Here is a 13,313-nt window from a genome sequence, read left to right as displayed (position 1 = left end):
GGGCGGGCTTACGGGGACTTCGTCCACCGGGTCCCGGAGCTCCGCGATGGCCCGCAGGTCCGGCTTCGACATCTTCCGCGGGTTCAGCGTGTGCGTCGCCGCGTGCAGTTCCACCCGCTCGCCAGGACCGACCCGCCGCGGCGGCTGACCTTCCGCCTCGACGCGGACCTGCCCTTCCGCGACGGCCACGGCGGCGCCGTCCTTCGTGCGCTCCACCGTGAAGACAGTGCCCACCACGGAGACGCGCAGGCCCGCCACCTCCACCATGAATCCTTGGCGCGCCGTGTGCGAGGCCTCGACGGACAGGCGTCCCTTGTTCACGGTGAGGTGCACATCACGCGACTCCGCGCGGGACAACTCCACCTCCGAGCCCGCCGACAGCCGAACGCGGCTCTCATCCGGCAGCCGAAGCAACGCACTGGAGCGCGCGGGCGTCCGCACCGCCACGCCTGAACGCAGCCGCATGCCGGGCTTGAGCGCGCGCTCCGTGCCTCCCGCCTCGCGCAGGATGGCACCCGCGACGGCGACCCGTTCTGTCTCCGTGGTGGCGTCGAGCTTCTCCGCTGCATTCGTGGGGACAGACGGCTCGCTGCCGGCCGCGGCGTGAGCGGCGGTCTCCGGAGCCGGGGGCACCGTGGGAACCGCGTCACCTCCATTCAACGGAATGGAGGCACCCGACGCAGAAGCAGAGGGGGCATCCCCCCGAGCCACATGCGCTCCGCCCTCGTCCGTCGCCCGGGGAGCGCGGACCATCCAGAACGCCAGCATCGCCGCGCAGGCGCCCGCGAGCGCCACGGCCCACGGCCAGCGGGCCCTGGGCGCGCTGCGCACCATGCGCCGAGCCGCTTCCGCGCGAAGTCCTTCGCCCATGGCGTCCGTGCGCGGCGCGGGCAGGGTGCCGCGGCCCTCGTGGAGGACGGCGCGGGACTGCCGCACCTGCTCCAGCGCCTGGGCACATTCGGAGCAGGTGGCGACGTGCGCTTCCACCCGTCCGCTCGCATCTGCGTCCAACTCGCCCGCGGCCAGGGCCCACAGGGAGAGGTGCTCATGTCGCGCCATGGAAACCTCCGGACCGGTTGGCGCCGAGCAGTCGTTGCATGGCTTCGTTGAACTCCAGCCGCGCATGGTGGAGGCGGCTGCGGACGGTGTTGGGGGAGCTGCCCACGGCGTCGGCAATCTCGTCCGGACTCATTCCACACAGCTCGTAGTACACGAAGACGATGCGCTTCTTTGGCTTCAGCCGTTCCAGCGCCAGCTCCACCAGCCGGGCCGCTTGACGCCGCGAGGCCACCCGCTCGGGGTCGTCTCCCTCCGCCACCGCTTCCGGCAGGTCCCAGACGGAGTCCTCAGGCCGGCGCCGCTTCCAGCGCAGGTGGGACAGGGCCACGTTGGAGCACACGCGATAGAAGAAAGTCCGGAACCGGGACTCGCCCCGGTAGCTCTTCACGGCTGTCAGCAGCCGGAGATAGGCCTCCTGGAGCAGGTCCTCCACGTCCACGCGGTTGCCGACCAGGTGCCACAAGGTGCGCGAGGCATCCGCCTGCGTGAGCGCATAGAGCTGTTCGAATGCCGTCAGGTCGCCCTCCTGGATGCGCCGGACCAGTGCCTGGAGCCGCACCTCGTCCTGGGCGGGAACACCGGACACGTCGCGTCCCTTTCGCTCCTCGGGGAGGTGGGTGACGTGCGCGAATGAGCGGGCTCCACGCAGGAACACCAGGGGTTCTCCCTCGATGGGTGGTCGGGGTCCGGCGCGATACGAGCCCGGCCCGGTGACCGACTGAAAGGTCCAGGCCACTACATACCTCCATGGCCATGGGTCTCCGGAAAGACGAAAGCCGATCAAATAAATTTTTTGATCATCCGTCTGCGCTACGGAGTCCATCGCTGAAACCGGAAAGCACCCCCGGTGGCCGGACCGGTACCCCTGAGTTCTCGGAGTCCCCACTCATGCGGAACACCCCCATACGTAGCCTCATGTGGCTGCCGTTGCTCGCCGTCCTCGCCGTTCTCCCGGGCTGCATCGTCCATGGAGAGGATGACTGGTACGACGACTCCGACGACGACATCTGCTACTGCTCCTCCGACAAGGATTGCAGTACGGGTGAGAGCTGCCGCAGCGGCGTCTGTCGGACCGTTCCACCTGGCTCGGGCGCGTGTTCCTCCTCCCTGGACTGCCCCGGGTCCCAGATCTGCATCAACAGCGTCTGCTCGCAGTTCTGCTCGCGTGACTCCGACTGCGGTTCGGGCCAGCGGTGCGACAAGAACTACTGCGTTGGGAACGGCGGGACGCGCCCGGACGCGGGTTCTGATGGCGGGACGCGCCCGGATTCGGGGACGGACGGTGGGACGCGCCCAGACGCTGGCTCCGACGGTGGGACGCGCCCGGATGCGGGCGTGGACGGGGGGGCTCCTCAGCAGTGCCGGGTGAACATGGATTGCGGTGCGGGGAACTACTGCATCAACAACCAGTGCATCCGCGGCTGCTATGACGATTCCTGGTGCGACGCCAAGGACACCTGCGTGAGCGGCCTGTGCCGTCCGCGCCCGGTGGACCCGAACACCTGCTCCACCGCGGCGGACTGCTCCGGCGGGAAGGACTGCGTGGATGGCCAGTGCCGCGCGGCTTGCGACTCCACCACCCAGTGCCCGGACGACTACAGCTGCCAGATTGGCTACTGCATGCCCATTCCGGATGGGGGCCAGTGCCGCGCCAACTGCGAGTGCCCCGCCGGCCAGGTCTGCTTCAATGGCAAGTGCAAGTCGCCGCAGCCGGACCCGGGCCAGACGTGCGTGGCCAACTGTGACTGCCCCTCGGGTGACGTCTGCACCAACGGTTACTGCCGTCCGCCGGCCCCGCCGCCGGACGCGGGCACGGGCACGGCCTGCCAGGCCAACTGCGACTGCCCGTCGGGCGAGGTCTGCTCCAACGGCCAGTGCAAGGTGCCGCCGCCTCCTCCGGTGCAGGATGCCGGGACGTCCACCCCGGTGTGCCGCGCCAACTGCGAGTGCCCGTCCGGTCAGGTCTGCACGGACGGCGTCTGCAAGCCCGTCAACACGGGCAGCGGCAACAGCTGTCACGCCACCTGCGAGTGCCCCGCCGGCGAGCGCTGCATCGACAACGTCTGCTGGCTGTAGTCGGGACGGACGCCAGCGTCAGGGAGCCACCATGCGCCAGCAGCGGTGGATCTCCTTGCGCTGGAAGTCCTCGGGGATGGAGCGAGGGGTGATTTCCTCCACCTCCATTCCCCGCGTGGCCTTCGGTTCCAACTGGAACCCCAGGAAGTTGGTGGAGAAGTAGAGGACGCCACCGGGTGCGAGCAGCGCCCGGATGGCGGCCAGCAGGCGCGGGTGGTCGCGCTGCACGTTGAAGCTGCCCGACATCTTCTTCGACGTGGAGAAGGACGGCGGGTCGCACACCACCAGGTCGTACCGCTCCGGCGCGTCGGCCTGGGCCTCCACCCAGGCCTTGGCATCCGCGCGCACCAGCGTGTGCCGCGCGTCGGCCAGGCCGTTGAGGTCCAGGTTGTCCTCGGCCCAGTCCAGGTAGGTGTTGGACAGGTCCACCGTCATCGTGCTCGCGGCGCCTCCCGCGGCGGCGTAGACGGTGAAGGCCCCGGTGTACGCGAAGAGGTTGAGGAAGCGCTTGCCCCGGGCCTCCTCCCGCACGCGCGCGCGGGTGTTGCGGTGGTCCATGAAGAGGCCGGTGTCGAGGTAGTCGCCCAGGTTCACCCAGAACTTCAGGCCCTGCTCCTCCACCACGATGCGCCCGCTGTCCTGGCCCACCCGGCCGTACTGAGAGCGGCCCCAGGGCTGGGGCGTGTGCGTCTTCACGAAGACGCGCTCGGAGGGAACGGCCAGCACCTGCGTCACTGCGGCCAGGACTTCCTCCCGCTGCGTGTCCGCGGCACCGGAGGCGATGGCACGCCGCCGGGGGTATTCCACGACGTGGACGCGGTCGCCGTAGACGTCGATGGCGTACGGGTACTCGGGGATGTCCCTGTCGTAGACGCGGAAGGCCGTCAGCCCCTGCGTCCGGGCCCATTTCCGGAAGCGCTTGTCCCCCTTGCGCAGGCGGTTGGCGAACATGCCCTCGGGGCCGGTTGCGTCGTGAGAGCCATGCGTACCTTGTGTGTCAGCCATGCCCAAGCGTCCTTCCGTCCAGACCACCGCGGCCCCCCTCATCCCTGAGTCTCCGACGTACGACAAGCTCCGAAAGGCGGCTGCGGGGTGTCAGGCCTGTCCGCTCTGGCGCACGGGCACCCAGACTGTCTTTGGCGAGCCCGAGGGCCAGCCGCGCCCCGGCCCCCGGGTGATGCTGGTGGGGGAGCAGCCGGGAGACCAGGAGGACCGGGCCGGCAGGCCCTTCGTGGGTCCCTCCGGGCGGCTGCTGGACGAGGCGCTGGAGGCCGCCGGCATCGACCGCGCGCAGGTGTACGTCACCAATACGGTGAAGCACTTCAAGTGGACCGGCCAGGGGCCCCGGCGCATCCACGCGAAGCCGACCACGACGGAGATTCGCGCCTGCCTGCCGTGGCTGGAGGCGGAGATTCGCGTGTTCCGCCCGGACGTCCTCGTCTGCCTGGGGGCCACCGCGGCGCAGGCGCTGCTGGGCAAGGCGTTCCGGGTGACGCAGTCTCGTGGGCAGCCGATGGCGTCGGAATGGGCGCGGGTGGTGGTGGCCACGGTGCACCCGTCCTCCATCCTTCGCGCGCCGGACCCTCGGGCGAAGGAGGCTGCTCTGGAGGCCTTCGTGGACGACTTGCGCCAGGTGGCGCGCATCATCCACGGCCTGTCGGAAGGGGAGGGCGCGCACGCGCCCATGTAAGGAGGCACCGCGGCGGGATTGCGGTCCGGACGCGAGGGAAGAAGACTCCGCCGCCATGAGCGTGCGCGTCGAGAAGAACGGCCTCGTCACCACCGTCATCCTGGACCGCCCGGAGGTGCGCAACGCCGTGGATGGCGCCACCGCCCAGGCGCTGGCGGAGGCCTTCCGCGCCTTCGACGCGGACCCGGATGCGCGGGTGGGCGTGCTCCATGGAGAAGGGGGTACCTTCTGCGCCGGGGCGGACCTGAAGGCCGTCTCCGAGGGCCGGATGCCCCGCCTGGAGCTGGACGGGGATGGACCCATGGGCCCCTCGCGCATGGTGCTGTCCAAGCCCGTCATCGCGTCCATCGGCGGCCATGCCGTGGCGGGCGGCTTGGAGCTGGCGTTGTGGTGCGACTTGCGCGTGGCCGAGGAGGACGCCGTCCTGGGCGTCTTCTGCCGCCGCTGGGGTGTGCCCCTCATCGACGGGGGGACGGTGCGGCTGCCCCGGCTCATTGGCCTTTCGCGCGCGCTGGACCTCATCCTCACGGGCCGGCCTGTGTCCGCCCAGGAGGCGCTGGCCATGGGGCTGGTCAACCGTGTGGTGCCCCGGGGGCAGGCGCGCGAGGCCGCGGAGGCTCTGGCGCGCGAGGTGGCCGCCTTCCCGCAGGCGTGCATGAACGCGGACCGGCGCTCCGCCTACACCCAGGCGGGGCTGGGCACCGAGGAGGCACTGCGTCAGGAGTTCGCCCGCGGTGTCAAGGTACTGGAGTCGGAGTCCATTGCTGGCGCCACGCGTTTTGCCCAAGGGGCGGGGCGTCACGGGAAGTTCGAATAGGCGGGTCCTGCTGCGGGCAGGGAGGGACTGTGTTAGTTCCCCCGGCATGCGCTTCGACACGCTTGCCATCCACGCCGGTCAGGAGCCGGATCCCACCACCGGCGCCATCATGACGCCCGTCTACCTGACGTCCACCTACGTCCAGGACGGCCCCGGAGAGCACAAGGGCTACGAGTACAGCCGGACGCAGAACCCCACCCGCAAGGCGCTCCAGGACTGTCTGGCCGCGCTCGAGGGGGCGAAGTACGGCGCGGCCTTCGCCTCCGGCCTGGCGGGTACGGACATGCTGATGCACATGCTGGACTCGGGCGACCACGTGGTCGTCTCGGACGATGTGTACGGCGGCACCTTCCGCCTCTTCGACAAGGTGTTCCGGCGGGCCGGGCTGCACTTCTCCTTCGTGGACCTGTCCAAGCCGGAGAACTTCGAGGCGGCGATTACGCCGAAGACGAAGATGGTGTGGGTGGAGTCCCCCACCAACCCGATGCTCAAGCTCATCGACCTGGCGCGCATCGCCGAGGTCGCCAAGAAGCGGAACATCCTCTCCGTCGCCGACAACACGTTCATGACGCCGTACTTCCAGCGCCCGCTGGACCTCGGCTTCGACGTGGTGGCGCACTCCACCACCAAGTACATCAACGGCCACAGCGACGTGGTGGGCGGCTTCGTCTGCACCAGCCGTGAGGACGTGGCAGAGAAGATGTACTTCCTCCAGAACGCGGTGGGCGGCGTGTCCGGCGCCTTCGACAGCTTCATGGTACTGCGCGGCGTGAAGACGCTGCACGTGCGCATGGACCGCCACGCCTCCAACGCGATGAAGGTGGCGCAGTTCCTGGCGTCCCACCCGAAGGTGAAGAAGGTCACCTACCCGGGTCTGGAGGCGCACCCGCAGCACGCGCTGGCGAAGCAGCAGATGTCCGGCTTTGGCGGCATGGTGACCTTCGACATCCAGGGGGGCCTGGAGGCCGCCCGCACCTTCCTCAAGACGGTGAAGGTGTTCGCCTGCGCCGAGTCGCTCGGCGGCGTCGAGTCCCTCATCGAGCACCCGGCCATCATGACCCACGCCTCCATTCCCAAGGAGACGCGCGAGCAGCTCGGCATCACCGACGGCTTCATCCGCCTGTCGGTGGGCATCGAGGACGCGCGGGACCTGGTGGACGACCTGTCCCAGGCGCTCGACGCCGCGAAGTAGCCGTCAGGGCCTCGCGCCCCTTCGGTCTCCAGGGCCTCCCCGCGCTCGCCTTTCCGGAAGCGCGCGGAGGCCCTTGTCATGTGGAGGCGGCGTGCTGATTTGCTAGGCTGCCCGCTCAGGCAGTGCCCGCCCCTGGAGACCGACCCCCATGACCCGAGAAGAAGCGCAGATGCTGGCGCAGGCGTTCCTCGCCGCCAACGGCAGCCCCAACAGCGTCGGCATCAACCCGCAGGGCTTCGGCGGCGTCGCCCTGGGCGATGCGCAGCTCTACTTCGAGTGGCACGACAAGGAGCAGGCGCTGGAGTGCAGTGCCCTCATCCACCGGTTCCGGGACACCCCCAAGCCGGGCATCCTGGAGGGCTTCCAAGACGAGCAGAAGAAGGGCACCGACACTGGCGGCGGCACCGTGGACTTCGAGCCGGAGAACAAGTCCCTGTTCCTCAGCCGCACCTACACCACGGCGCCGCAGATCCCCATCTTCAACGACGACATGAAGCGGCTGATGAAGGCCAGCCTCGAGTGGAGCAGCACCGTCCTGAACCGGGTGGCGGACCGCGTCTTCGGACGCTGATCCTTTGTCGCAGTGCGGCAAAATGAGGGGCGTCGCAACTTCCAGGACCCTGGGACGATAATTCCCTCACTGGTAGTCCACTCCTTCCAAATCGCCTGGAGCCCCCCATGAACCCCATCGAGCGCGGCCGGAAACTCATCAACACGGTCCGTACCGGTGCCGAGAAGGCCATTGACCGTACGCAGGACGCCGTGGGCAACGCCGTCGACAACGTGAAGGACGCCGCGGCTGCCGGTGGCCGCAAGGTCGGCCAGTTCGTGGACGGCTTCGAGAACGCCGTCTCCGGCACCGCCCGGGGCGTGGGCAACGTCGTCGGCGGCGCCGCGCGGGGCGTGCAGGAGTTCTTCGGCGGTGGCAACCAGCCGGACCGCGTGCACGACGGCAAGCTGCTGGGCGCGGACGGCGCGACGTTCCCGCCGGGTACCCCGCTGGCGGACATCCCGGGCGTGACGCCGGCCAACAACCCGAATCCGCAGTCGACGATCCTCTACGTCAACGGCATCCTGACGACGAAGGAGGCCCAGTCGGAGAGCCTGCAGGCCATCGCCAACGCGACGGGCTCGCGCGTCGTCGGCATCCACAACGCCACCGAGGGCATGGGCGCGGACCTGGCCCAGTCCGTGAAGGACAAGCTGGACAAGGGTACCAACCCCGCCGTGGACACCCTGGCGGACGCGCTCTACACCGAAATCAAGGCCGGCCGTGACGTGCACCTGATGGCGCACAGCCAGGGTGGCCTCGTCTCCAGCCGCGCGCTGAACGACGTGTACAACCGGCTGCGCATCGAAGATGGGATGTCCAAGCAGGACGCCAAGGCGCTGATGGGGAAGATCAACGTGGAGACGTTCGGCGGCGCCGCCGCCACGTACCCGGACGGCCCGAACTACGTGCACTACGTGAACCGTGGCGACCCGGTCCCCAGCATGTTCGGCCTGGGCCCCATCCCGGACAAGTGGAACCCCATCGCGGACGGTGGCAAGGGCTCCAAGGTCCACCAGTTCAACGAGTTCCACCTGAACCCGTTCGACGGCCACAGCTTCGAGGACGTCTACCTCAAGAACCGCGTGCCGTTCGACCAGGCCCGCGAAGGCAACTTCAACAAGTAAGCAACCCATGGCTACCGCTCCCCGCAGTGGCCTCGCTGGCCTGCTCAGGTCCTGGATTTCGGGCCTGGGCCCCGCTGCTCCGGCGGATACGCCGCTGACGCGGGAGTCTGCCCAGCGACTGGTCCAGGGCTTCCTCCACGAAGAGGGCACGCCGCCCAGCCCGGGCATCAATCCCCAGGGCTTCGGCGGGCTCTCCGCGGGGGGCGCGTCGCTGTACTTCGAGTGGTTGGAGGACACCCAGGCGCTGAAGTGCAGCGCCTTGGTGTACCGCTTCCGCGAGCCCCCCAAGCCCGGCGTCATCGAGGGCTTCCAGGCGGAGGAGCGGGAGGGCACGGATGCCGGTGGCGGCACCGTGGACTACGAGCGGGAGAACCGGGGCCTCTACCTGGCCCGCACGTACACCCGCATGCCGTCCGAGCGCGCCTTCGCCAAGGAGATGCGCCGGCTGATGAAGGTCAGCATCAAGTGGAACTCCGAAGTGTTGGACCGCGTCGCTTCGCGCGTGTTCCACCCGGAGGAACTGGAATCCAAGGACACGTCGCGTTGAAGTAGCGCCCATGCGCTACTTTGAGGACTTCCAGCCCGGGGACGTGAGCGAACACGGCCCCCACGTGGTGTCTCGCGAGGAAATCATCGCCTTCGCGACGCAGTTCGACCCGCAGCCCTTCCACCTGAGCGACGAAGCCGCCCGCGACAGCATCTTCGGCGGGCTGGTGGCCAGCGGTTGGCACACCGCTTCCCTGTGTCACCGGCTGTTGGTGGACAGCTTCCTGGGACAGACGTCCAGCATGGGCTCGCCCGGCTTGGATGAGCTGCGCTGGCTCAAGCCCGTGCGTCCGGGGGACACGTTGCACGTGCGGGTGGAGGTCGTCTCCGCCACGCCGTCGCGCAGCAAGCCGGACCGGGGCGCCATCAAGCTCCGCATGGAGGTGCGCAACCAGAAGGACGAGGTGGTGATGACGGAGCTGGCCAACGTGCTCTTCGGCCGGCGTCCGTGAACACGAAGGGCCTCCCGTTTCCACTGCGGAAACGTGGAGGCCCTCGGTGCTTCCCTGGCGCGAGCGCGCCGGGGACTACGCCGCCGTGCGGTGCAGGTAGTCGATGAGGTCGATCTTGGTGACGATGCCGACCACCTTCTCGCCGTCCTTCACCACCGCCACGTTGTCCTGAGCGAAGACTTCGCGCAGGCGGGCGATGCTGGTGTCGAGCGACAGCGCGCCCTGCAGCGGCGCGATGATGCTGTCGATGGTGTCGGAGAACTTCGCCTTGCCGGCGACCAGCGCGTTGAGCAGGTCGTACTCGTGCACCATGCCCACCGTGCGGCCGTCGTCGCCCACCACCGGCATCTGGCTGATGCCGTGGCCGCGCATCGTCTCGACCACCTGGTCGACCTTGTCACCGCGGCGCGCCGTCTTCACGTCCTTGCGCTTGTCGCCCAGGATGTCGCGGATGGTGCCGGCGCCCTTCTCCTCCAGGAAGCCGTTGTCGCGCATCCACTCGTCGGAGTGGAACTTGCTGATGTAGCTGCTGCCCGAGTCCGGCAGCACGACGACAATCGTCTTGCCCTTGCCCACTTCCTTGGCCAGCTGCACCGCGACGTGAATCGCCGCGCCCGAGGAGCCGCCGGCGAAGATGCCTTCCTCACGCGCCAGGCGGCGCGCGGCGATGAAGCACTGGCGGTCATCGACCTGGCGCACGTCGTCCAGGTGGGTGAAGTCCATGGCGCCGCACAGCATGTCCTCGCCGATGCCTTCCACCTTGTAGACGTGCGGCTCGGTCAGCTTGCCCGTCTTGAAGTAGCCCTCGTAGACGGAGCCCTCCGGGTCCACGCCCACGTTCTTGAGGCCGGGAATCTTCTCCTTCAGGAACTTGCCGGCGCCGCTCATGGTGCCGCCGGTGCCCAGGCCCGCGACGAAGTAGTCGAACTTGCCCTCGGTCTGCTTGTAGATCTCAGGACCGGTGGTGTTGTAGTGCGCCTCGATGTTGTCGGGGTTGTGGTACTGGTTGAGCATGAACGCGCCCGGCGTCTCGCGGTGCAGGCGCTTGGCCGTCTCGTAGTAGCTGCGCGGGTCCTCGGCCGGCACGTTCGTCGGCGTCACCACCACCTGCGCGCCCAGCGCCTTGAGGCGGTTGATCTTCTCCAGGGACATCTTGTCCGGCATGGTGAAGATGCACTTGTAGCCTTTGACGGCCGCGGCCAGCGCCACGCCCATGCCGGTGTTGCCGGACGTGTTCTCGACGATGGTGCCGCCGGGCTTGAGCTTCCCCTCCCGCTCGGCCTTCTCGAGGATGTAGAGCGCCATGCGGTCCTTGATGGACGCGCCCGGGTTCATGAACTCGCACTTGACCAGCACGGTCGCGTCGTTCGGCCCGACAAGCTTGTTGAGCTTGACCAGCGGCGTGTTGCCAATGGCGGTGAGGATGTTCTCGTGGATGTCCATCGCGGCTTCCGTAAGTTAATGAGGGTTCGCGGCGCGTCTTATATGCCGCCGCACTGGCCCGGTCGACAGCGTGTGGCCTCTTGCGACCCCGGAGAGCGTTGAACCCGCCCCGGAGGGCGGGGAGTTCCGACGCACCCGGACGAGGGGGGAGGATGGCTGGCCGCCCGTCGGGTTGGCGACAGCCCGGGGGGCATCCGGCCATCCGCCCGGACAGGCCTTTGACCCGGATGGGCGCGCCTCCGATACTCGTGTGCGACTTGCGTCAACCCCCTCCGGAGAACCCCGTCGATATGGAACTCGAGGCCGCCCTGCGCGACCAGGTGGGACAGGCCATGGGCCGTCCCGTTCCCAACGCCCCCATCACGAAGCTGAAGGGCGAGGCGAGCAGCCGCTCGTACTACCGCGTTGGCGCGCCGCCCGAGAGCTGGGTGGTGATGGTGATGCCGCCCGACTCGACGAAGAAGAGCGACGAGGCCACCAAGGGCGAGCCGCCCAAGGAGCTGCCCTTCATCAACGTGCACCGCTACCTGGAGAAGCTGGGCGTGCGGGTGCCGCGCATCCTCCGCTACGACGAGCCGGCCGGGATGATGGTGATTGAAGATTTGAGTGACATCACCTTCGAGTCCGCGCTGGAGGGCGGCAAGCACCACGAGGCGCTCTACACCCGCGCCGTGGACCTGCTGGCGCGCCTGCGCGCGGCGGCGGAGAAGGCGGAGGACCCGGACTGCCTGGCCTTCACCCGCGCCTTCGACGAGGACCTCTACGACTGGGAGCTGCACCACTTCCGCGAGTGGGGCCTGGAGGCGTGGAGTGGCAAGAAGCCCACGGACGCCGAGCGCGCCGAACTGGACGCCACCTTCCGCGACATCGCCCGGCAGCTGGCCGCCGCGCCGCGTGGCTTCACGCACCGCGACTACCAGAGCCGCAACATCATGATGAAGGAGGGCGAGCTGGTCGTCATCGACTTCCAGGACGCACTGCAGGGCCCGCGCCAGTACGACCTGGTGGCGCTCTTGCGCGACAGCTACGTGGAGCTGGATCGCGACTTCGTGGACGCGATGCTGGACCGCTACATCGCCACCTTCCAGGAGGTGAGCGGCGAGCGCATCGACGCGGCGTCCTTCAAGGCCTTCTTCGACCTGCTCACCATCCAGCGAAAGCTGAAGGACGCGGGCCGCTTCGAGTTCATCAACCGTGTGAAGGGCAACCCGGGCTTCCTGGTGTCCATCCCCGCGTCGCTGCGCTACGTGCGTGACGGCTTCGCGCGGCGGCCGGAGCTGCGCAAGCTGCAGGACCTGGTGGCGAAGTACGTCCCGGAGCTGGCGGCCTGAGATGAAGGCCATGGTCCTCTGCGCGGGCCTGGGCACGCGCCTGCGCCCGCTCACCGAACGCTGGCCCAAGCCGGCGATGCCATTCTTGGGACAGCCGCTGCTGCGCTACCACCTGGCAGTGCTGAAGGCCGCGGGCGTGACGGCGGTGGGCATCAACACCCACCACCTGCCAGACACCATGGAGGCGGTGGCCCGCGCCGAGTGCGCTCGCGCGGGGCTGCCGCTGCACGTGGTGAACGAGCCCGTCATCCAGGGCACCGGCGGCGGCATCCGCGGCCTGCGGGACTTCCTGTCGGACGGCGACTTCATCGTCTTCAACGGCGACATCCTCTACCCGGTGGACCTGCGGCCGGTGGTGGCCCTGCACCAGGCGTCCGGCGCGCTGGCCACCATGGTGCTGCAGCCCATGCCAGCGGGGGAGACGTACGCCGCGGTGGAGCTGGACGCGGAAGGGCGCGTGCGCCGCATCGCCGGCCACGGCCCTGGAGGTGAAGGCTTGTCGCCGTGGCACTTCACCGGCGTGCACGTGATGTCGCCGCGCGTCTTCGACTTCATGTCGCCGCGAGGTGAGGAGGACATCAACCGCGGCGTCTATGTCCGTGCCATGGAGGCCGGGCAGATGGTGCGCGGCGTGCGGGTGGACGGGTACTGGTCCGACCTGGGCACGCCGTCGCGCTACCTCGCCACCGTGCAGGACGTGCTCGCCGGGCACGTGCGGCTGGAGTGGCTGGGCGCGGACTCACCGCTGGCGGGGACCGTGCGCGGCGCGAGTGGCACCTGGGCGCACGCGGAGGCCCGCCTGGACGGCACGGCGGAGGGCCCGGTGTACCTGGGGCGGGGCAGCGCGGTGGCCGCCGGAGCCGCCGTGGGGCCGGGCGTGTCGCTGGAGCCGGGCGCGAAGGTGGCTGCGGGGGCGCGGCTCTCGCGAGCCACCGTCTTCGAGGACACCGAGGTGTCCTCCGGGGAGTCGCTCTCCGAGGTGCTCGCCTGGGGCGCGCACCGGATTGCCGCGCCGCTGAAGGGGCGCTGA

Annotated in this window: 14 protein-coding genes; 10 read left to right on the top strand and 4 right to left on the bottom strand. The window is 69.1% G+C overall.

Going from position 1 to position 13,313, the window contains the following annotated elements; translation table 11 throughout:
• Together FMQ63_RS29075 and FMQ63_RS29070 are read right to left on the bottom strand one after the other, a co-directional pair.
• On the bottom strand, positions 1-1,059 hold a 1,059-nt coding region (locus tag FMQ63_RS29075), incomplete at its 3' end, for a FecR domain-containing protein (protein ID WP_228556518.1).
• A complete protein-coding gene (locus tag FMQ63_RS29070; RefSeq protein ID WP_020478532.1) occupies positions 1,046-1,714 on the bottom strand; it encodes an RNA polymerase sigma factor in 669 nt (222 codons plus the stop codon). The genes FMQ63_RS29075 and FMQ63_RS29070, both read right to left, overlap by 14 nt.
• 233 nt (positions 1,715-1,947) lie before the next feature.
• On the opposite strand from FMQ63_RS29070, the gene FMQ63_RS29065 reads away from it, so the two are divergent.
• On the top strand, positions 1,948-3,135 hold the full coding sequence (locus FMQ63_RS29065) for a Dickkopf N-terminal cysteine-rich domain-containing protein (protein ID WP_011552115.1): 1,188 nt from the start codon (positions 1,948-1,950) through the stop codon (positions 3,133-3,135).
• A gap of 18 nt (positions 3,136-3,153) precedes the next feature.
• Here FMQ63_RS29065 and FMQ63_RS29060 read toward each other — a convergent pair whose 3' ends face one another.
• Complete coding sequence (locus FMQ63_RS29060) at positions 3,154-4,140, bottom strand: class I SAM-dependent methyltransferase (protein WP_171452346.1); 987 nt, start codon at positions 4,138-4,140, stop codon at positions 3,154-3,156.
• On the opposite strand from FMQ63_RS29060, the gene FMQ63_RS29055 reads away from it, so the two are divergent.
• The 7 genes from FMQ63_RS29055 to FMQ63_RS29025 all read left to right on the top strand — a co-directional run bounded on the left by FMQ63_RS29055 (position 4,139) and on the right by FMQ63_RS29025 (position 9,509).
• Positions 4,139-4,825, top strand: a complete 687-nt coding sequence (locus FMQ63_RS29055; RefSeq protein ID WP_043612939.1) for a UdgX family uracil-DNA binding protein — start codon at positions 4,139-4,141, stop codon at positions 4,823-4,825. The genes FMQ63_RS29060 and FMQ63_RS29055 overlap by 2 nt on opposite strands.
• A gap of 55 nt (positions 4,826-4,880) precedes the next feature.
• Complete coding sequence (locus FMQ63_RS29050; protein ID WP_011552118.1) at positions 4,881-5,642, top strand: crotonase/enoyl-CoA hydratase family protein; 762 nt, start codon at positions 4,881-4,883, stop codon at positions 5,640-5,642.
• A gap of 46 nt (positions 5,643-5,688) precedes the next feature.
• Positions 5,689-6,834 carry a cystathionine gamma-synthase gene (locus FMQ63_RS29045; protein WP_011552119.1) on the top strand — a complete coding sequence of 382 codons (1,146 nt, stop codon included), beginning with the start codon at positions 5,689-5,691 and terminating at the stop codon, positions 6,832-6,834.
• A 148-nt stretch (positions 6,835-6,982) separates the two neighbouring features.
• Positions 6,983-7,405 carry a hypothetical protein gene (locus FMQ63_RS29040; protein WP_011552120.1) on the top strand — a complete coding sequence of 141 codons (423 nt, stop codon included), beginning with the start codon at positions 6,983-6,985 and terminating at the stop codon, positions 7,403-7,405.
• A gap of 107 nt (positions 7,406-7,512) precedes the next feature.
• Complete coding sequence (locus FMQ63_RS29035; RefSeq protein ID WP_011552122.1) at positions 7,513-8,511, top strand: hypothetical protein; 999 nt, start codon at positions 7,513-7,515, stop codon at positions 8,509-8,511.
• Positions 8,512-8,518: 7 nt separating this feature from the next.
• Positions 8,519-9,058 (top strand): hypothetical protein, encoded by a 540-nt coding sequence (locus FMQ63_RS29030; protein WP_011552123.1) that lies wholly within the window; start codon positions 8,519-8,521, stop codon positions 9,056-9,058.
• A gap of 10 nt (positions 9,059-9,068) precedes the next feature.
• Positions 9,069-9,509, top strand: a complete 441-nt coding sequence (locus FMQ63_RS29025) for a MaoC family dehydratase (RefSeq protein ID WP_011552124.1) — start codon at positions 9,069-9,071, stop codon at positions 9,507-9,509.
• 75 nt (positions 9,510-9,584) lie between these two features.
• On the opposite strand, the gene FMQ63_RS29020 is transcribed toward FMQ63_RS29025, so the two are convergent.
• Positions 9,585-10,952, bottom strand: coding sequence for a pyridoxal-phosphate dependent enzyme (locus FMQ63_RS29020; RefSeq protein WP_011552125.1), 1,368 nt, complete (start codon positions 10,950-10,952; stop codon positions 9,585-9,587).
• Positions 10,953-11,242: 290 nt separating this feature from the next.
• Between FMQ63_RS29020 and FMQ63_RS29015 the strand changes: the two genes are divergently transcribed.
• Together FMQ63_RS29015 and FMQ63_RS29010 are read left to right on the top strand one after the other, a co-directional pair.
• Positions 11,243-12,283, top strand: coding sequence for an aminoglycoside phosphotransferase family protein (locus tag FMQ63_RS29015; RefSeq protein ID WP_011552126.1), 1,041 nt, complete (start codon positions 11,243-11,245; stop codon positions 12,281-12,283).
• A gap of 1 nt (position 12,284) precedes the next feature.
• Positions 12,285-13,313 carry a nucleotidyltransferase family protein gene (locus tag FMQ63_RS29010; RefSeq protein WP_011552127.1) on the top strand — a complete coding sequence of 343 codons (1,029 nt, stop codon included), beginning with the start codon at positions 12,285-12,287 and terminating at the stop codon, positions 13,311-13,313.

Origin of the sequence: Myxococcus sp. CA005 (assembly GCF_006518205.1) — a bacterium.
In the GTDB taxonomy this organism is placed as follows: domain Bacteria; phylum Myxococcota; class Myxococcia; order Myxococcales; family Myxococcaceae; genus Myxococcus; species Myxococcus xanthus.
The sequence above is the reverse complement of the archived record's forward strand: the minus strand, read 5'-3'. Positions and strand labels throughout refer to the sequence as shown.

Coding starts and splice junctions, on each gene's coding strand:
- FMQ63_RS29065 (WP_011552115.1), top strand. CDS start 1,948: ATGCGGAACACCCCCATACGTAGCCTCATGTGGCTGCCGTTGCTCGCC.
- FMQ63_RS29055 (WP_043612939.1), top strand. CDS start 4,139: ATGCCCAAGCGTCCTTCCGTCCAGACCACCGCGGCCCCCCTCATCCCT.
- FMQ63_RS29060 (WP_171452346.1), bottom strand. CDS start 4,140: ATGGCTGACACACAAGGTACGCATGGCTCTCACGACGCAACCGGCCCC.
- FMQ63_RS29050 (WP_011552118.1), top strand. CDS start 4,881: ATGAGCGTGCGCGTCGAGAAGAACGGCCTCGTCACCACCGTCATCCTG.
- FMQ63_RS29045 (WP_011552119.1), top strand. CDS start 5,689: ATGCGCTTCGACACGCTTGCCATCCACGCCGGTCAGGAGCCGGATCCC.
- FMQ63_RS29040 (WP_011552120.1), top strand. CDS start 6,983: ATGACCCGAGAAGAAGCGCAGATGCTGGCGCAGGCGTTCCTCGCCGCC.
- FMQ63_RS29035 (WP_011552122.1), top strand. CDS start 7,513: ATGAACCCCATCGAGCGCGGCCGGAAACTCATCAACACGGTCCGTACC.
- FMQ63_RS29030 (WP_011552123.1), top strand. CDS start 8,519: ATGGCTACCGCTCCCCGCAGTGGCCTCGCTGGCCTGCTCAGGTCCTGG.
- FMQ63_RS29025 (WP_011552124.1), top strand. CDS start 9,069: ATGCGCTACTTTGAGGACTTCCAGCCCGGGGACGTGAGCGAACACGGC.
- FMQ63_RS29020 (WP_011552125.1), bottom strand. CDS start 10,952: ATGGACATCCACGAGAACATCCTCACCGCCATTGGCAACACGCCGCTG.
- FMQ63_RS29015 (WP_011552126.1), top strand. CDS start 11,243: ATGGAACTCGAGGCCGCCCTGCGCGACCAGGTGGGACAGGCCATGGGC.
- FMQ63_RS29010 (WP_011552127.1), top strand. CDS start 12,285: ATGAAGGCCATGGTCCTCTGCGCGGGCCTGGGCACGCGCCTGCGCCCG.